The sequence below is a fragment of the Nitrobacter sp. MLSD-S21 genome (assembly GCF_058809865.1).
Window position 1 is genome coordinate 601,602 of record NZ_JBXASZ010000003.1, and the last position, 17,250, is coordinate 618,851.

The 17,250-nt window shown below is 60.9% G+C and carries 17 protein-coding genes; 10 read left to right on the plus strand and 7 right to left on the minus strand.

Annotated elements, in window-relative coordinates; genetic code table 11:
- Positions 1-207: 207 nt before the first annotated feature.
- Positions 208-540 carry a hypothetical protein gene (locus AC1RT6_RS12865; RefSeq protein ID WP_079448054.1) on the minus strand — a complete coding sequence of 111 codons (333 nt, stop codon included), beginning with the start codon at positions 538-540 and terminating at the stop codon, positions 208-210.
- Between the two features lie 127 nt (positions 541-667).
- Between AC1RT6_RS12865 and AC1RT6_RS12870 the strand changes: the two genes are divergently transcribed.
- Entirely contained in the window at positions 668-1,069 is a 402-nt protein-coding gene (locus AC1RT6_RS12870; RefSeq protein ID WP_079448055.1) for a metallopeptidase family protein, read from the plus strand.
- Between the two features lie 192 nt (positions 1,070-1,261).
- The gene (gene leuD / locus AC1RT6_RS12875; RefSeq protein ID WP_079448056.1) at positions 1,262-1,867 is read left to right on the plus strand and encodes a 3-isopropylmalate dehydratase small subunit; all 606 of its coding nucleotides are present in this window, start codon (positions 1,262-1,264) and stop codon (positions 1,865-1,867) included.
- A 128-nt stretch (positions 1,868-1,995) separates the two neighbouring features.
- On the opposite strand, the gene AC1RT6_RS12880 is transcribed toward leuD, so the two are convergent.
- Entirely contained in the window at positions 1,996-3,030 is a 1,035-nt protein-coding gene (locus tag AC1RT6_RS12880; protein WP_079448057.1) for an aspartate-semialdehyde dehydrogenase, read from the minus strand.
- A 501-nt stretch (positions 3,031-3,531) separates the two neighbouring features.
- On the opposite strand from AC1RT6_RS12880, the gene AC1RT6_RS12885 reads away from it, so the two are divergent.
- Entirely contained in the window at positions 3,532-3,912 is a 381-nt protein-coding gene (locus tag AC1RT6_RS12885) for a hypothetical protein (protein WP_079448135.1), read from the plus strand.
- A 99-nt stretch (positions 3,913-4,011) separates the two neighbouring features.
- Here AC1RT6_RS12885 and leuB read toward each other — a convergent pair whose 3' ends face one another.
- From leuB to AC1RT6_RS12905, 4 genes are all read right to left on the minus strand, one after another.
- A complete protein-coding gene (leuB, locus tag AC1RT6_RS12890; protein ID WP_079448058.1) occupies positions 4,012-5,124 on the minus strand; it encodes a 3-isopropylmalate dehydrogenase in 1,113 nt (370 codons plus the stop codon).
- A gap of 299 nt (positions 5,125-5,423) precedes the next feature.
- Positions 5,424-5,933, minus strand: a complete 510-nt coding sequence (locus AC1RT6_RS12895) for a superoxide dismutase family protein (RefSeq protein WP_079448059.1) — start codon at positions 5,931-5,933, stop codon at positions 5,424-5,426.
- A gap of 90 nt (positions 5,934-6,023) precedes the next feature.
- The gene (locus tag AC1RT6_RS12900) at positions 6,024-6,809 is read right to left on the minus strand and encodes a molybdopterin-dependent oxidoreductase (RefSeq protein WP_079448060.1); all 786 of its coding nucleotides are present in this window, start codon (positions 6,807-6,809) and stop codon (positions 6,024-6,026) included.
- A gap of 125 nt (positions 6,810-6,934) precedes the next feature.
- Positions 6,935-7,564 (minus strand): cytochrome b/b6 domain-containing protein, encoded by a 630-nt coding sequence (locus tag AC1RT6_RS12905; protein WP_079448061.1) that lies wholly within the window; start codon positions 7,562-7,564, stop codon positions 6,935-6,937.
- Positions 7,565-7,802: 238 nt separating this feature from the next.
- Here AC1RT6_RS12905 and AC1RT6_RS12910 point away from each other — a divergent pair, with 238 nt between their 5' ends.
- The 7 genes from AC1RT6_RS12910 (at position 7,803) to AC1RT6_RS12940 (ending at position 15,844) form a co-directional block, all read left to right on the plus strand.
- Complete coding sequence (locus AC1RT6_RS12910) at positions 7,803-9,320, plus strand: malonate--CoA ligase (RefSeq protein WP_079448062.1); 1,518 nt, start codon at positions 7,803-7,805, stop codon at positions 9,318-9,320.
- 203 nt (positions 9,321-9,523) lie between these two features.
- Positions 9,524-9,925 (plus strand): succinate dehydrogenase, cytochrome b556 subunit, encoded by a 402-nt coding sequence (sdhC, locus tag AC1RT6_RS12915; RefSeq protein ID WP_079448063.1) that lies wholly within the window; start codon positions 9,524-9,526, stop codon positions 9,923-9,925.
- 29 nt (positions 9,926-9,954) lie between these two features.
- Entirely contained in the window at positions 9,955-10,329 is a 375-nt protein-coding gene (gene sdhD / locus AC1RT6_RS12920; protein ID WP_173816044.1) for a succinate dehydrogenase, hydrophobic membrane anchor protein, read from the plus strand.
- 3 nt (positions 10,330-10,332) lie between these two features.
- Positions 10,333-12,156 (plus strand): succinate dehydrogenase flavoprotein subunit, encoded by a 1,824-nt coding sequence (gene sdhA / locus AC1RT6_RS12925; RefSeq protein WP_079448065.1) that lies wholly within the window; start codon positions 10,333-10,335, stop codon positions 12,154-12,156.
- Positions 12,157-12,263: 107 nt separating this feature from the next.
- Complete coding sequence (locus AC1RT6_RS12930; RefSeq protein WP_079448066.1) at positions 12,264-13,046, plus strand: succinate dehydrogenase iron-sulfur subunit; 783 nt, start codon at positions 12,264-12,266, stop codon at positions 13,044-13,046.
- 763 nt (positions 13,047-13,809) lie between these two features.
- Positions 13,810-14,505 carry a hypothetical protein gene (locus tag AC1RT6_RS12935; RefSeq protein ID WP_472790662.1) on the plus strand — a complete coding sequence of 232 codons (696 nt, stop codon included), beginning with the start codon at positions 13,810-13,812 and terminating at the stop codon, positions 14,503-14,505.
- Positions 14,506-14,674: 169 nt separating this feature from the next.
- Positions 14,675-15,844 carry an OmpA family protein gene (locus AC1RT6_RS12940; protein WP_338013178.1) on the plus strand — a complete coding sequence of 390 codons (1,170 nt, stop codon included), beginning with the start codon at positions 14,675-14,677 and terminating at the stop codon, positions 15,842-15,844.
- 106 nt (positions 15,845-15,950) lie between these two features.
- Here the strand turns inward: AC1RT6_RS12940 and AC1RT6_RS12945 are convergent, their stop codons facing one another.
- Entirely contained in the window at positions 15,951-17,180 is a 1,230-nt protein-coding gene (locus AC1RT6_RS12945; RefSeq protein WP_079448068.1) for an argininosuccinate synthase, read from the minus strand.
- Positions 17,181-17,250: the final 70 nt, after the last annotated feature.

Here is a 17,250-nt window from a genome sequence, read left to right on the forward strand (position 1 = left end):
TCCGTGGGTGGAACAAGTAACCGCGACGTCAGCAGATCATTCCATCGCCGCCGCGACGCGCGAGCGAGACGCGAGTGACAGGCTATGAGCGGGGAAGTGAACGCGACGTGAATATACCCGCGGCAAACATGCATTGTATGTGCGGTTAGCGTTACCGAATTCCCGCGATTCACGGCCATCCGGCAAAACCGCGCTTGGATCGAAGAGTCAGCCGTGGCGCCAGTAACAGCTCATTCTCGGAACGATCACTGTCCCGCTCGGTCGGAATTCCTGCACGTAATGCGCGGTGCAGTCGCGTACCGCGTCGGAACCCGGATTATAGCTCGGATAAACCCCGCGCTCATCCTCGCGATAGATCCGCACGCGCGGTCGCCGTTTGCGGGCGTGGGCCGACGTGTCAGACGATACGGCACGATCCGTGCTCCGCGCGGTGGTTTGAGCCTGAGCGCTGTACATAAACAGCAACGTCCCCGGCACCAGCAGCAACAGCAGCGTCGCAGCTCCCGTCACAAGCCCCCCCGCTGTCATCCTGACATCCATGGCTGCGCCCCGATCACTCCTGCTCCCCGCGAACGGTCTCCGATTGCCGCGACCGCGTCAACCGCAAGACGGCCCGGACCGCAAAAAACCCTGCTCTCACGGTGAAACGCGAGTTAAACAAAGTGCCATGTGGACCTCCGCCAAAGCCCCCTCGCTGGCTGACATGGAAACCAGGGCGCACGAGGTGTTTGCGCGCCTGCCCGGGCGCTTCCGGCGCCTGTGCGAAGGCCTCATCATCCGCGTCGAGGATTTCCCGACCGACGAGTTGCTGGACGAGATGAAAGCCGACAGTGAATATGATCTGTTGGGATTGTTCCAGGGCACGGGTCTGCCGTTCCAGAGCCAGGATGACGTTGCCAGGCTGCCTAATCTGATCTGGCTCTACCGCCGTCCGATCATCGATTACTGGGCCGAGCACGATGAAACGCTCGACCATATCATCACTCATGTGCTGATTCACGAAATCGGCCATCACTTCGGGCTGTCCGATGCCGACATGGAAGCGATCGAGGCGGAGGCGGCAGGCTAGGATCTGGTCCAACTCGGTTGAGCAAGACTCTGGCCTCATCCTTTTGATTGAGGATGATCTTAACCGAAAACCGGTTTCCACTTTTCGCTGGCGCGGCCCTTCAGGTCGGGATCATGCTTTAGCCCTGCATGATTGGACCTTGGATCGAGGCCGGGATCGGGCTAGAACGGGCTGCTCACGAGGACTCCGGTCATGGACAAGTTCACAACGCTGGAAGGCGTCGCGGCGCCGCTGAAGATCATCAATGTCGATACCGACATGATCATTCCGAAACAGTACCTGAAGACCATCAAGCGTACCGGCCTTGGCAAAGGACTTTTCTCGGAACAGCGCTACAAAGAGAACGGCTCTGAGAATCCGGATTTCGTTCTCAACAAGGCAGCCTATCGCAACGCCAAAATCCTCGTCGCCGGCGACAATTTCGGCTGCGGCTCGTCGCGCGAGCACGCGCCATGGGCGCTGCTCGACTTCGGCATCCGCTGCGTGATCTCCACCTCGTTCGGCGACATCTTCTACAACAACTGCTTCAAGAACGGCATCCTGCCGATCCGTGTGACGCAAGCCGTCCTCGACAAGCTGTTCGATGACGCCGAACGCGGCGCCAACGCGACGCTGACCATCGATCTGGTCAGGCAGGAAATCCGGGGACCGGACGGCGGCACTGCGACATTCGAAATCGACCCGTTCCGCAAGCATTGCCTGCTGAACGGTCTCGACGACATCGGCCTGACGATGGAAAAAAAGCCGGCGATCGACGCCTACGAGAAGAAGGCGAAACGCGAGCGCGCCTGGGCCTGACCGCTTCCGCCGGCAACACGGAGTCGATCACCCGGTTCCACGACACAGCCTCGCTTCGGATTGAATCAGAAGCGAGGAACGTCCGTTCGACAGTCGAAACAACGCTTCGCCGAAAAGCGCCTTAGAAGTCAGGCGGCTTTCTGCTTGGCGCTGATCAGCTTGCGGTTGATCAGGCACTCGGCGATCTGGATGGCGTTGAGCGCCGCGCCCTTGCGCAGGTTGTCTGACACGACCCACATCGACAGACCGTTCTCCACCGTCGCATCCTCGCGGATGCGGCTGATGTAAGTGGCATCTTCTCCCGCCGATTCATACGGCGTGACGTAGCCACCGGGTTCATGCTTGTCGATGACAAGACAACCCGGCGCATTGCGCAGGATGCGGCGCGCCTCGTCCGCGGTGATCGGATTCTCGAACTCGATGCTGACCGCTTCCGAGTGGCCGATGAACACCGGCACGCGAACGCAGGTCGCGGTCAGCCTAATTTTGGGATCAAGAATCTTCTTGGTCTCCGCCATCATCTTCCACTCTTCCTTGGTGTAGCCGTCCTCCATGAACACGTCGATCTCAGGGATGACGTTGAAGGCGATACGCTTCGGGAATTTCTTGGCGACGAGCTCGCTCGCGGTGTAGACCGCCTTGGTCTGCGCGAACAGCTCGTCCATCCCGTCCTTCCCGGCGCCTGAAACCGACTGATAGGTCGCGACCACGACACGCCTGATGACGGCCTTGTCGTGCAAAGGCTTCAGCGCCACTACAAGCTGCGCCGTCGAGCAGTTCGGATTGGCGATGATGTTTTTCTTGGCAAAGCTCGCGACCGCATCCGCGTTGACCTCGGGCACGATCAGCGGCACATCGGGGTCCATCCGCCACGTTGACGAGTTGTCAATCACGACCGCGCCGGCCGCCGCGATCTTGGGCGACCATTCCTTCGACACGGCGCCGCCAGCCGACATCAGGCAAATATCGGTGTCGCCGAAATCGTGATTTTCCAGCGCTTTGACTTTCAGGGTTTTGTCGCCGTAGGAGACTTCGGTGCCGACGCTGCGGCGCGAGGCCAGCGCCACCACCTCGTCCGCGGGGAATTTCCGCTCGTCCAGAATGTTGAGCATTTCACGCCCGACATTGCCGGTCGCTCCGACCAGCGCGACTTTGTAACCCATCGTTCACTCTCCGAAGAAAATCACTCCCTTGTCGCCTCGGCGCGAGACAAGGGAAGACGCTGCGCTTCTAAGCGAGAAACGTCATTAAGACAACGCCGGCCCTCGTTCCGACGTGACCGATTCAACCGCTCATCTGACAAAGTCCACCCGGCTAGCGCGGCTTCCCCGTCCGGGGCGCACGGTTCCGGGGCATCAGCCCACCAATACAGGACGCACCTTGTGGGCGATGGACGAGTGCACGGATACACGCCCGTGCCGAAGCTCGATAGTTCATTGAAAACAGGGATTTAAATCACATCGACCAATCGGGCGGCGATCCACTTCAAGGCAGCGGCGAGTTCTCAAGGCGGACTTCCGAAACTGTTGAACCAGGACCGCACCGGGTTCGAAGCAACATTTCGTCCTGATCGGCATTATTCTCGCAATGTGTGGCCCGATTGGGCTTGTGGCGCGAGGCCGCTGGACGGTAAAAAGGCGATCACACGGATTCATGAGGGCGTGATGACCTTGAAATACTCCACCGCGACCGGGGCTGCGAAAACCATCGCGCTGTTGCTTGCGGCGGCCGCCCTCGTTGGGTTCAGCGCCTTCGGCGCGAGTGCCCAGCCAAGGCACGACCGCGGCGACGCCTACGGCCCGAGCGGCCCCAACGTGTCGTACCAGTCCGGCCCTCGCACTCGTATCTACATTTCCAAACGCTCATGGCTGGATGCGGGCACCGAGGTGTTGCCGGGCGAGCGCAAATACACCGACTATGCCTTTCCGCCTGCCGTCGGCTATCCCTCGTTCGCCCGCGAGAACCTGAACCGGCCGATCGACCGGCAGCCACTCAGTTCGCCGGCCGATCTCGGCGGATATCCGACCAGATTCCCGCTCTACTGATCGTTCTACGCCGCGTGCGGGAGCCATCCCGGCGGCAACGACATGCAAAAATGCCCGGGATAGCCCGGGCGTTTCTTTGTTTAGACATAGCAGCAAGGCTCAGGCATGCAGCGCCTGAAGCTCCTTCACAACCGCTTCCCCCATCTGGGATGTGCTGACCACGGTCAAACCTTCGGACTTCAAATCGGCCGTGCGCAGGCCCTTGGCCAGCACCGCAGCAATCGCGGCGTCGAGCTTGTCAGCCAGTTCCCCCATGTCGAAGGAATAACGCAGCGCCATGCCGAACGAGGCCAGCATCGCAATCGGATTCGCGGCACCCTGACCGGCGATATCGGGCGCGGAACCGTGCACCGGCTCATAGAGTGCGCGGCGCTTTTTGGTTGTCGGGTCGATGTCGCCGAGCGACGCGGACGGCAACATGCCGAGCGAGCCGGTGAGCATCGCCGCGATGTCCGAGAGCATATCGCCGAACAGGTTGTCGGTGACGATCACGTCGAACTGCTTCGGCCAACGCACGAGTTGCATACCACCGGAATCCGCGAGCTGATGCTCCAGCGCGACGTCCTTGTATTCGCGCTGGTGAACCTGCGTCACGACCTCGTGCCATAGCACGCCGGATTTCATGACGTTGCGCTTTTCCATCGAGGTCAGCTTATTGCGGCGCTTGCGCGCGAGATCGAAGGCAACGCGCGCGATACGTTCGATTTCATAGGTGTCGTAGACTTGCGTATCAACGGCACGCTTCTGGCCGTTGCCGAGATCGGTAATGGTCTTCGGCTCGCCAAAATAGACGCCGCCGGTCAGTTCGCGCACGATCATGATGTCGAGACCTTCGACCACCTCGGGCTTCAGGCTCGACGACTCCGCGAGCGCCGGATAGCAGATCGCCGGACGAAGATTGGCATAGAGCGCGAGGTCCTTGCGCAGCCGCAACAGGCCGGCCTCCGGGCGCACCTCGTAGGGCACCGGATCCCACTTCGGACCGCCGACCGCGCCGAACAACACGGCGTCGGCGGCGAGCGCCTTCGCCATGGTGGCATCGGTGATGCTGACCTTGTCGGCATCGTAGGATGCGCCGCCCACCAATCCTTCCTCGGTCTCGAACCTGGCGATACCCTGCGCGTCAAGCCAACCGATCAGCCGTTTCACCTCCCCCATGACCTCGGGGCCGATGCCGTCGCCGGCCAGGAGAAGCAGCTTGTAGGTCGCCATCACAAATCCTCAGAACTTCGTCATGACCGGGAAAGCGAGCGTGTATTGCCGCCGAACCCAGGCTAACCACCTGCCTGCAAGGCAGGACGGCCTGGATGCCCGACGCAAGGCCGATGATGACATCGCATGTTGTGCCGATTGCTAGGACGGTGTTGCGCTGTTGGCAAGACGCCTTTGCACCGTATTGTTCTGCCGTGAGGAGCCGTCACAGTGCGCGCAACATCGCTATGGCCGGCAAGAATCGGAGCCGTCGCGGCGAAACGCCCACGGCCAACAGCGAGTCGCAATCTTTGGCAGTTCTACTCGATGACGCCGCAGGCGATGCGGCCCCCGGCCTCGCCGGTCGGATCGGTCTTGTAGTCGTCGGGTGCCGCGTGAACGACGATGGCCGTGCCGTCCGGCTTCAGAACCGAATTCGGCTTATCCTTGTCCAGTGTGATGGCGGTACTGACCACTTCGAGCTTTAATTCGCCGGAGGCAGGTATGACGATGTTCGGCAGGTCTCCGGCGTGATGGCCATCCGCCGCCATCATGCCGTGCTTCTTGCTATCCGGATTGAAGTGCCCCCCTGCCGACGTGAATGGCGCCTCGCATTTGCCGGCCGCGTGAATGTGGAATGCGTGATCGCCGGGCGGCAGGCCTTTCAGAGTGGCCTTGAGCAGAACACCGTCATTGACCTGCATCAGTTCAACCTTCCCGACGTCGGCGCCTTCGGCGTTTTTCAGCAGAGCCTTGGCCGAATTGGCAGAAACCGCGGTCACGCTCAAGGCAAGAAAAGCTGTCGTCGCGAACAGGGCACGAGCGATCATGGGGAATCTCCGCTGCGGAATCAGAACTTCGGGAAAACGTCGATGCTGTCGCCCTTATATAGCAGCAGCTACCGACGGCGGCCAGTCACATCAAAGACCGCTGAAGGAATTGTAACCCTGATCTTCCCAATAGCCGCCCTTGTAGTCGTTGGTGACTTCCATCGCGATCACATACTTCGGATTCTTAAATCCGAGCTTGGTTGGGACCCTGATCTTCATCGGATAGCCGTACTTGCGCGGCAGGATTTCTCCGTCGAACTTGAAGGCCATTTGGGTCTGCGGATGCAAGGCTGTCGCCATGTCCAGCGGGCTGTTATAGCCGTCGACGTCGGCGCACTGAAACCAGCAATATTTCGCGCTCGTATCAGCGCCGATCAATTTGAGGAAATCGCGCAGCGGCGTCCCGCTCCAGCTTCCGATCGCGCTCCAGCCCTCGACGCAGACGTGCCGCGTAATCTGGGTGGCTTCCGGCAGCTGATAAAGTTCATCGAGCGCCCATGATTTCTTGTTGTCGACAAGGCCACGCACTTCGAATTTGTAGTCCTCGCCGTCGATATCAGGCGCCTCTGCCTCGGGATAGTAGCCGTTGAACGGAAACGGCCGCGTGATGTCGGCCTTCGTATAGGTCGGCGCCAGTGTGTTCGGGTTGAAAATCGCGGCTTGCACCTTGTCGTTGAACTTCGAAATCTGAATCAGCAGGCGTTCCGCCGAGAAACTGTCGGATACTTCACATCCGGTCAGCAACGTCAGTGCACCGAGGCTCGCCCCGCCCGAGATGAAGCGGCGGCGAGCCGGATCTGGCAGCAATTTCGCGGCGTCCTGGACCAGAAGCTGCTTGTCGACGCCCGGGATCAGAAGCGAACGGAAACGGCGCATGGCTCAAATTCTCCTAGAGCATTTTCCGGCTAACGGGACTTCGGGTAGCCGCAAGAAATGCTCTTATTCAATAACTTGCGCGTATTCTGATCGCAAAACCGGGATCCACTTTTGCGGAACACACGCTAACGCCCGATGATCATGGTGCGCAGGCTCTTTGGCACCAGCAGCGCGAGCGCGACATGTACGACGAGAAAGGCCACAATCAGCGCCATGCAGATGAAATGCACATAGCGCGCGAGGTCATAACCGCCGAACACGGCCGTCAGCCATTGAAACTGGACCGGCTTCCAAATCGCAAGACCCGACAGCACCACCACGATCCCGACGACGATGACGAGCACGTACAAGAGCTTCTGCACCTGGTTATACCGCGATAGATCGTCGTGCCGCAGCTTGCCGGTCAGCGCAGCCCTGGCATCCGCGGCCACGCCCGAGGGCGTAATCGGCAGCAGCTTGCGACGAAAGCGTCCGGTGGCAAGACCCAGCACGAGGTAGATGAGGCCGTTGACCATCAACAGCCACATCGCCGCAAAGTGCCACAGCAGTCCGCCCGCGAGCCATCCGCCAAGTGTGACAAAAGGCGAGAAGGTGAAATCGAATAGCGGCGAGGCATTGTAGATCTGCCAGCCCGACAGGATCATCACGATCATCGCCGCGGCATTGATCCAGTGAAAAATACGTACCCACGCCGGCTGGATCGCCTTGGCGGGTTGAGATACGGCCAGGCGATCATCGGCTGAAATTCTCGTCATGGCTCCATCCAGATATTCACTTGCCCCGTCGGGTAAGGAAGCCTGTAGATATTCTACGATAGAACTCGACAGCATTCCCGCACATCATCTCCGGCGTGCGAGATATCCGCTTCACAAAAACGGGAGCCGGGCCGCCTGCCCGCTCATCGGCTGCCTTACAAGGGCAACCTTGTTATCCAAACCTGCCGCCGCCACCGTAATCGCGCCGCGGATGTATGATCGCTAACGGGAAACCGTCATGAACGCCAACCTATTCTCGCGCCTGTTCGACGAACTCGACGACGCGGACCGACTCGCGATCGAAACCCCGGAAGGACGGCGCATTAGCTATGGCGATCTGATCGCATTCTCGGGACGGCTGGCTAACGTCCTGGTGGCCCGTGGCGTCAGGCCGGGTGATCGCGTGGCGGTACAAGTCGAAAAGTCGGTGCCAAATCTCGCGCTCTATCTCGCGACCGTTCGTGCCGGCGCGATCTACCTGCCGCTCAACCCGAGCTACACGCTCAACGAACTCGACTTCTTCATCATCGACGCCGAGCCGGCGCTGGTGGTCTGCGACCCCTCGAATGCGGAGGGCATCCAGGTGATCGCATCGAAGGTGAACGCCACGGTCGAGACGCTGGACGCCAAGGGCAAGGGATCACTGACCGACGCCGCCACGGCAACAAAGCCGGACTTCATCACGGTTGTGCGCGGGGGCGACGACCTTGCAGCGATCCTCTATACGTCAGGCACAACCGGGCGATCCAAAGGGGCGATGCTGACGCACGATAATCTGACATCGAACGCTTTAAGCTTGGCAGATGCGTGGCGCTTCACCGAGAAGGACGTGCTGATCCACGCGCTGCCGATCTATCACACTCACGGATTGTTCGTTGCCAGTAACGTCACGCTGTTTGCACGCGCTTCGATGATTTTTCTTCCGAAGTTCGATCCGGATACTGTCATCAGGATGATGACCAAAGCCACCGTACTGATGGGCGTTCCAACTTTCTACACTCGCCTGCTGCAATATCCGGCAGTGACGAAAGATTCCACTCGGCACATGCGACTGTTTATTTCCGGCTCGGCTCCGCTACTCGCCGACACTCACCGCGAGTGGTCGGCCCGCACCCGTCATGCCGTGCTCGAACGTTACGGCATGACGGAGACCGGCATGAACACATCGAACCCCTATGACGGCGAACGCGTTCCCGGTGCTGTCGGCCCTGCGCTGCGAGGAGTTTCAGTCCGCGTCACCGATCGGGAGACCGGAAAGGAACTGCCGCGCGAGAGCGTCGGCATGATCGAGGTCAAGGGTCCGAACGTGTTCAAGGGCTACTGGCGGATGCCGGAGAAGACCAGGACCGAATTCCGCGACGATGGCTTCTTCATAACGGGCGACATCGGCAAAATCGATCAGAGGGATTATGTGCACATCCTCGGCCGCGGCACGGACCTCGTGATCACCGGAGGCCTCAATGTCTATCCGAAGGAAATCGAAAGCGAAATTGATGCGCTGGCGGGCGTGATCGAGAGCGCCGTCATCGGCGTACCTCACCCGGATTTCGGGGAGGGCGTTACGGCGGTCGTAGTTCGCAGCAAGGACGGAGGTCTCGCGGAGGCACAGGTGCTGGTAGCGCTGAATGGGCGACTGGCGAAGTTTAAGATGCCGAAACGCGTGATCTTTGTCGATGAACTGCCGCGCAACGCCATGGGGAAGGTGCAGAAGAACATCCTGCGTGACGCCTATGCCGGTCTATACAAGCAAAGCTAGGCCGTCACGAGCCAAAGGCCCCTGGCAGCTTTCGGCCGCATGATGTTAATGAAATGTGAAGGCATAGTTCTGAACAGCTATTCGCAAATGGCGATTTTGAGCGTTGCACAGGCTGGCTTAACTCCATAAATATATGAACAGAATTGCTTGTCGCGGATCCCAACCGGGCTTGCGCCGCTTGCCCGCAACCAGCGAAGCCATCGATGACCGTTAGGATCGAACGCCCGCTTTCACCGCACCTTCAGATTTACCGCTGGACCCTGACGATGGCATTGTCCATCGTTCATCGCGCCACCGGTGTGGCGCTCTATTTCGGAACGTTGCTGCTGGTCTGGTGGTTGATGGCCGTGTCATCCGGGCCGGGCGCTTACGCCGCGGTCCAGTCCTTTACGTCGAGTTGGGCGGGACGTCTGATCGCATTCGGGTACACATGGGCGCTGATGCATCACATGCTGAGCGGCGTTCGTCACCTCGTTTGGGATCTCGGTTACGGATTCAAGCCGACCGAACGTGAGTGGCTGACCCGGGCAGCGTTGATCGGCGGCATTCTACTCACGGTACTGCTCTGGATCGCCGCTTATGCGATCGGAGGCGGAGGACGATGACCGTACAGCCGCCACCCGGCGCGAAGTCCATGCGGACGCCGCTGGGGCGGGTTCGTAACCTCGGCTCCGCCCATTCCGGTACAACGGATTTTTGGCGCCAGAGGCTCACTTCGGTCGCCATGATCTTGCTCATCGTACCGATGGTCGTGGTCATGATGATATTGCTCGGCCGCAACCAGGCAGGCGCAGCGCAGATTCTTGGCTCGCCGCCGATTGCCATCATCATGCTGCTATTCGCAGTCGCCAGCATCTGGCATATGAAGATCGGGATGCAGGTGATTATCGAGGACTACGTGCACGACGAGAAGCTGAAACTGGCGTCGATCATGGCGAACAACTTTTTCTCCGCCACCCTGGCGCTGACCGCCGCTTATGCCATCTTCAAACTGTCATCCGGAGTTTAGTTCATGGCCGGAAACGGCAACGCGGCGGCGGCCGTCAACGGCAAGGCCTACCCCATCGAAGACCATACTTATGATGTCGTCGTCGTCGGGGCCGGCGGGGCCGGCCTGCGGGCCGTTGTGGGTTGCGGTCAGGCCGGCCTGCGCACCGCCTGCATCACCAAGGTCTTTCCCACCCGTTCACACACGGTAGCGGCACAGGGCGGTATTTCCGCCTCGCTCGGCAACATGCACAAGGATGACTGGCGCTGGCACATGTACGATACCGTAAAGGGATCGGACTGGCTCGGCGATCAGGATAGCATCGAGTACATGGTGCGTAACGCTCCGGAGGCGGTCTACGAACTCGAGCATTGGGGTGTTCCGTTCTCCCGCACCGAAGACGGCAAGATCTACCAGCGCCCATTCGGCGGCATGACCATCGATTACGGCAAGAGCCAGGCCCAGCGCACCTGCGCCGCCGCCGACCGTACCGGCCACGCCATGCTGCACACAATGTATGGCCAGGCGCTTCGCCGCGATGCCGAATTTTTCATCGAGTTCTTCGCCATCGACCTGATGATGGACGATCAGGGCGCCTGTCGCGGCGTGATCGCGCTGAAGCTCGACGACGGCACGCTACATCGCTTCCGCGCCCAGACCACCATTCTCGCAACCGGCGGCTATGGACGCGCCTATGCTTCCTGCACTTCGGCGCACATCTGCACCGGCGACGGCGGCGGCATGGCGCTGCGCGCCGGCCTGCCGTTGCAGGACATGGAATTCGTCCAGTTCCACCCGACCGGCATCTACGGTTCGGGCTGTCTCGTCACCGAGGGTGCGCGCGGCGAAGGCGGCTACCTTGTCAACGCCGAGGGCGAACGCTTCATGGAGCGCTATGCGCCCTCCGCCAAGGACCTCGCCTCGCGTGACGTCGTATCGCGCGCGATGACGATCGAAATCCGCGAAGGCCGCGGCGTCGGCAAGAAAAAAGACCACATCTTCCTGCACCTCGATCATCTCGACCCGAAAGTGCTGCACGAGCGGCTGCCGGGCATCTCAGAGTCGGTGAAGATCTTCGCCGGCGTCGACGTTACCCGCGAGCCGATACCGATCCTGCCGACCGTTCACTACAACATGGGCGGCATCCCAACCAACTTCCACGGTGAAGTGGTCACCAAGAAGAACGGCGACGACAATGCGGTCGTGCCGGGCCTGATGGCGGTGGGCGAAGCCGCCTGCGTCTCCGTGCACGGCGCTAACCGCCTCGGCTCCAACTCGCTGATCGATCTCGTGGTGTTCGGCCGCGCCGCCGCCCAGCGCTGCGCCGAAAAGCTCACGGCCAAGGACAAGCAACCCGATCTGCCTGCGAATTCCAGCGAGATGGCGCTCGGCCGCCTCGACAAATTTCGTTACGCCAAGGGCGGCACGCCGACCGCCAGGCTGCGCGAGAATATGCAGCGCGTGATGCAGGCCAACTGCGCAGTCTTCCGCACCCGGGATATCCTGACGGAAGGCCAGAAGCTGATTCACGAAGTCTACGAGGGAAGTGCCGACATCGCCGTGTTCGATCGCTCGCTGGTATGGAACACGGACCTGATGGAGACGATGGAATACGACAACCTGATCTCTCAAGCGGTGGTGACAATGGATTCCGCCGCTAACCGGACCGAAAGCCGCGGCGCCCACGCGCGCGAAGACTACCCGGATCGCGACGACCAGAACTGGATGAAACATACGCTGGTCCGGCTCAGCGATCACGGCCTTACCACGATCGACTACCGACCGGTACACGACTACACGATGAGCAACGACGTTCAATACATTCCGCCAAAGGCGCGGGTGTATTGATCCGAAACCAAATGTCATCCGCGCTGACCCGCGCATCTATGACCTTCGCGAGCAGAGGGATTGCCGGATCAAGTTAGCAATGACGGACAGACAGCAAGGACGCACCGATGGTTAAATTCGCGCTTCCGAGAAATTCAAAGCCCACCAGCGGCAAGACCTGGCCGAAGCCGGAAGGCGCGACCGAAACGCGCGAATTCAGGGTCTATCGCTGGAACCCGGACGACGACGAAAATCCAAGAGTCGATATCTTCCATATCGATGTCCATGAGTGCGGCCCGAGGGTGCTCGACGGTCTGATTTGGATCAAGGACCACATCGACCCGACATTGACCTTTCGCCGTTCCTGCCGCGAAGGCGTGTGCGGTTCCTGCGCCATGAACATCAACGGCCAGAATACGCTGGCATGCACCAAGTCAATCCACGACGTTTCCGGCGACGCGGTGAAGATCAATCCGCTGCCACATCAGCCGGTTGTGAAGGACCTCGTCCCCGACCTGACAAATTTTTACGCGCAGTATGCCTCGATCGAGCCGTGGCTGAAGACCGCGACGCCAACTCCGCAGAAGGAATGGCGGCAGAGCCGCGAGGACCGCGAAAAGCTCGACGGTCTTTACGAATGTATTCTGTGCGCCTGCTGCTCGACATCATGTCCGAGTTATTGGTGGAATAGTGATCGCTTTCTCGGTCCTGCCGCGCTGTTGCAGGCGGCACGATGGATCACCGATTCGCGCGACGAGGCCACCGGTCAGCGGCTGGACTATCTTGAGGATCCGTTCCGGCTCTATCGTTGCCACACCATTCTGAACTGCACCAAGGCGTGTCCGAAGAATCTCAATCCGTCGGAAGCCATCGCCATGCTGAAGCTGAAGCTGGTCGAGCGCCAGGTTTGATTCCCGCGCGATGCGGTCCCCGCGGGCAGCGATCTCCATGAGCCAAAAGTACTCATAGCACGATACCGGATTCGTCGCCGGGCGACGCCGCACACGTTGTCTGGGCCGTTTCAGTGCAGGTCAGAAAATCCGCGGTCGGCCGCACGAACGCAGGCGATCCGAATGAAAGCATCGCCATTCACCCTGTGACTGCCAGCCCCACGCTAATCGCCGTGGCCTGCTGCTGTCGCGCGATCCTCATCAAGCACGACTGACAGCCCACGCGTGCAGCGGTAAAGCGCCTGATCTCAACCTTAAGTCGATAGCATGTTCGCAATCCTTCATACCAACGCTCCCTGTAAGTTTCATGACCAGCACTTGCGACTGCAATACGCGGCCTCGGAACATCACACCGCGGAAGTTGTTAGCTACTTGGACAATGAGCGCGAATGGAGAGCTTGATGGGTGATGAACCGACGGAAGTGCCGCACCCGAAACCGGGCCGTCCGACGGAGCCGCCTCGCGAAGACCCGCCCGGAAGTCCCCAGCCAGGTCCAGACATTCCGCCGCCGAGGCAAGAACCGGACACTCCCGCGCCTCCGCAGGAATTACCCGGTCAGCAGCCGGACGAATTGCCGCCGCGGAGTCCTCCGACGCCGCCAGCGCAACCTCCCGCCACGATGTAATCGCCGAACAAACGTGAATGCGATGGAGATTCGATCCATATGGGCCGATGATGTCGCGTGCACTTGATCCGTAGGCATGAATAAATCGAGCGTTGCTCATGATGGCTGCCACATTGCAGCCTTATCGCTATCGGTTGATCGCGTTCCTGCCACTGGCAGCAGGCTTGAGTCTGTTGCCAAAACTTCTCTTGGAAAAAAGTTGTCATGACGAATTTTCGCTTGGTCCTGCTCGCCACATCGGCTCTCACTGTCTCCTCGCTGATGACGACGCCTTCACAGGCGCAATCCGGACCGGTCCAGTTCGCGCAGGCGGCGCCATCGGCCGAGAGTGGAGACAAGGAAAAGCGGAAAGAGCCGCCGAAAGCTGCACCTGCTCGTCCGATCCCGCCGCCCGGCGCACCTGCGCGACCCGCGGCTCCCCCGCCCCATGCAGCGCCGCCCCCAGCGCCACCACCGCCAGCTACCGTACGGCCGACCGCGCCGCCGCCACCGCATGTGACGCCGCCGACGGCTGCGCCGTCGCGGCCGGCGACACCACCTCAACACGCAACGCCTCCCGCTCCTCCGCCCGCGCCGAAAGCTGCGCCGACGGCGCAGCCGGCTACACCTCCGGCAGCTCCGAAGCCACCGGTGCCCCCAGCCGCCGCACCGCCATCTCAGTCAAAGAGCGCGCCGCCTCCGGCCGCGACAAAATCCGCACCGACGACCCCTGCTTCGACCGCGCAGCCCTCGATGCCGCCTGCCGGCGCGGAGCCGAATACGATGCGTCGCGACGAACGAGGCCGTGGTGGTAGGTCCGGCCGCGATCCAGGCGGACCTGAAGCTTCCGGTGACCGCCAAAAGGGCGTAGCGCCCGCGCAGACAACCTCGACACCCGGCACGACTCCCGTAGCGCCAAGCGCTGCCCCAACGTCGCCTCGCGCGGCACCGGCTTCGCCGCCATCCGCACCGGCGACTCCACCCGTGGCCGCTCCGGCAGTCCCTGCCACCACCACCAGCCCGAACGGGACCAAGGCCGGATCCGAGCCTTCCACCCCCGGCAGCCGGACCGCAAGGCCTACAGGCGTGCCCGACTCCCGTCAGGCACCGCCAACCGTCGCGGCGCCTTTGCCGCCGCCGCCGCCGGTCGCCGACAAGGTCGTTGCGCCCGGAGCGTCGTCACAGGGGCCACGCCGCATCGAGGATTTCCGGTCTGCGCGGCGGGAGACCCAGCAGGATGGCCGCACCATCATCACCGAGCCAGGCCGCGTCATCGTGCGCGATCCGAGCGGGCGTTCGTTCATCCAGCACAACGAAAGTGATCGTTTCCGTCGCGGCGCGCGGGATTTCCGGCAGGAGCGTATCGGCAACGACACTCGCAACATTGTGGTGCGACCAGACGGCACGCAGATCATCACCGTCAACGATCGCGATGGGCGGATGCTGCGACGAATCCGCCGTGACCAGCGCGGCCAGGAAGTGGTTATCATCGACAATGGACGTCGCGGCTACGGCGGCGGAGGCGGTTCGCTCGCTGCAGGCGTCGCCGCCGGCATGGTGGCAGGTGCGATCGGCGGCTACTTCGTATCGCTGCCTCCGCCTCAAATTGGAATTCCGCAGGATCGTTACATTGTCGAGGCGGAAGGTGCGCCGCCCGAGGTGATCTACGACACCTTGATGGCGCCGCCCGTGGAATCGATCGAGCGTCCTTATACGCTCGACGAAGTCCGCTACAGCCCGATGGTGCGCGCGCGGATGCCGAGCATCGATCTCGACACCATCAATTTCGAGACCGGATCGTGGGATATCCCGGACGATCAGGCCGCGAAACTGCAGGTGATTGCCGACGGCATCAATCGTGCGATCGCGCGCAATCCGAGCGAGGTGTTCCTGATCGAAGGCCACACCGATGCGGTGGGCAACGACGTGGACAACCTGTCGCTATCGGATCGCCGAGCGCAATCGGCTGCGGAATTGTTGACGCAGCAATTCCAGGTGCCGGCGGAGAACCTGGTAACGCAGGGCTATGGCGAGCAGAACCTGAAGGTGCAGACTGACGGTCCCTCTCGGGAGAACCGGCGCGTCACGGCGCGGCGCATCACGCCGCTGTTGAACGGCGGGCAGGCCTCGGCGTCCCCGCCGCCGCACGACTGATCGATGACAATATTAAAATGAAAATGGCCGGGAACAGTCCCGGCCATTTTTTCATGATACAACCCGCCAGCGGGCTCAGCTATACAGTTGGCGGGCAAGCCTATTGCTACAGCCCCAGCTTCTTCCGGCGCTGGCCGAGCGTGCGCAGCCGCAGTGCATTGAGCTTGATGAAACCGGCCGCGTCGCGGTGATCGTAAGCCACAGCACCTTCCTCGAAGGTGACGAGGTCCTGATCGTACAGTGAATATTCGCTGTCGCGGCCGACAAGAATGACGTTGCCCTTGTAGAGTTTCAGCCGCACCTGACCGGTGACGTATCGCTGACTCTGGTCGATAGCAGCCTGCAGCATCTCGCGCTCCGGCGAGAACCAGAAGCCGTTGTAGATCAGCTCGGCGTATTTCGGCATCAATTCGTCCTTCAGATGCGCCGCGCCACGATCCAGCGTGATCTGCTCGATGCCGCGATGGGCGACGAGAAGGATGGTTCCGCCCGGCGTCTCATACATGCCGCGCGATTTCATTCCGACGAAACGGTTCTCGACCAGATCGAGCCGGCCAATGCCGTTGGCGCGACCGAGTTCGTTCAGCTTCGCGAGCAAGGTGGCGGGAGACATCTTCATGCCGTCGATGGCAACAGCATCCCCCTTTTCGAAATCGATCGTGATGTAGGTCGGCTGATTCGGCGCGGCCTCCGGGTCGATGGTGCGCGAATACACATAATCCGGCACCTCCTGCGCCGGATCTTCCAGCACCTTACCCTCGCTGGAAGCGTGCAGAAGATTGGCATCGACGGAAAAAGGCGCTTCGCCGCGCTTGTCCTTGGCGATCGGAATTTGATGCTGTTCGGCGAATGCGATCAGTTGCTCGCGCGAGCGCAAGTCCCACTCGCGCCAAGGCGCGATGATGGTGATGTCAGGCTTCAGCGCATAATAGCCGAGTTCGAATCGGACCTGATCGTTGCCCTTGCCAGTCGCGCCATGAGACACTGCGTCAGCGCCGACCTTCTCGGCGATTTCGATCTGCTTCTTCGCAATCAGTGGCCGCGCGATCGAGGTGCCGAGCAGATATTGGCCCTCATAGACCGCATTGGCGCGGAACATCGGGAATACATAATCGCGAACGAATTCCTCACGCAGATCCTCAATGAAGATATTCTCGTCCTTGATTCCGAGCAACTGCGCCTTCTTGCGAGCGGGCTCCAGTTCCTCGCCCTGACCGAGATCGGCAGTGAAGGTCACAACCTCGGCGCCGTAGGTGGTCTGCAACCATTTCAGGATAATCGAAGTGTCGAGCCCGCCCGAATAGGCGAGCACCACCTTCTTCACATTCTTATTCATGAAAACCCTATGGATTTCTGTAACTACAAAATTCGGCGGGACTATAGGCGGAACCGGACCCCGTGCAAGG

Excerpts from the sequence above, each read along its gene's own strand:
- AC1RT6_RS12905 (WP_079448061.1), bottom strand. The coding sequence starts at position 7,564 with ATGACGAGAATTTCAGCCGATGATCGCCTGGCCGTATCTCAACCCGCC.
- sdhC (WP_079448063.1), top strand. The coding sequence starts at position 9,524 with ATGACCGTTAGGATCGAACGCCCGCTTTCACCGCACCTTCAGATTTAC.
- leuB (WP_079448058.1), bottom strand. The coding sequence starts at position 5,124 with ATGGCGACCTACAAGCTGCTTCTCCTGGCCGGCGACGGCATCGGCCCC.
- AC1RT6_RS12930 (WP_079448066.1), top strand. The coding sequence starts at position 12,264 with ATGGTTAAATTCGCGCTTCCGAGAAATTCAAAGCCCACCAGCGGCAAG.
- leuD (WP_079448056.1), top strand. The coding sequence starts at position 1,262 with ATGGACAAGTTCACAACGCTGGAAGGCGTCGCGGCGCCGCTGAAGATC.
- sdhD (WP_173816044.1), top strand. The coding sequence starts at position 9,955 with ATGCGGACGCCGCTGGGGCGGGTTCGTAACCTCGGCTCCGCCCATTCC.
- AC1RT6_RS12870 (WP_079448055.1), top strand. The coding sequence starts at position 668 with ATGTGGACCTCCGCCAAAGCCCCCTCGCTGGCTGACATGGAAACCAGG.
- AC1RT6_RS12900 (WP_079448060.1), bottom strand. The coding sequence starts at position 6,809 with ATGCGCCGTTTCCGTTCGCTTCTGATCCCGGGCGTCGACAAGCAGCTT.
- sdhA (WP_079448065.1), top strand. The coding sequence starts at position 10,333 with ATGGCCGGAAACGGCAACGCGGCGGCGGCCGTCAACGGCAAGGCCTAC.
- AC1RT6_RS12935 (WP_472790662.1), top strand. The coding sequence starts at position 13,810 with ATGATGGCTGCCACATTGCAGCCTTATCGCTATCGGTTGATCGCGTTC.
- AC1RT6_RS12865 (WP_079448054.1), bottom strand. The coding sequence starts at position 540 with ATGGATGTCAGGATGACAGCGGGGGGGCTTGTGACGGGAGCTGCGACG.
- AC1RT6_RS12945 (WP_079448068.1), bottom strand. The coding sequence starts at position 17,180 with ATGAATAAGAATGTGAAGAAGGTGGTGCTCGCCTATTCGGGCGGGCTC.
- AC1RT6_RS12885 (WP_079448135.1), top strand. The coding sequence starts at position 3,532 with ATGACCTTGAAATACTCCACCGCGACCGGGGCTGCGAAAACCATCGCG.
- AC1RT6_RS12880 (WP_079448057.1), bottom strand. The coding sequence starts at position 3,030 with ATGGGTTACAAAGTCGCGCTGGTCGGAGCGACCGGCAATGTCGGGCGT.
- AC1RT6_RS12895 (WP_079448059.1), bottom strand. The coding sequence starts at position 5,933 with ATGATCGCTCGTGCCCTGTTCGCGACGACAGCTTTTCTTGCCTTGAGC.
- AC1RT6_RS12910 (WP_079448062.1), top strand. The coding sequence starts at position 7,803 with ATGAACGCCAACCTATTCTCGCGCCTGTTCGACGAACTCGACGACGCG.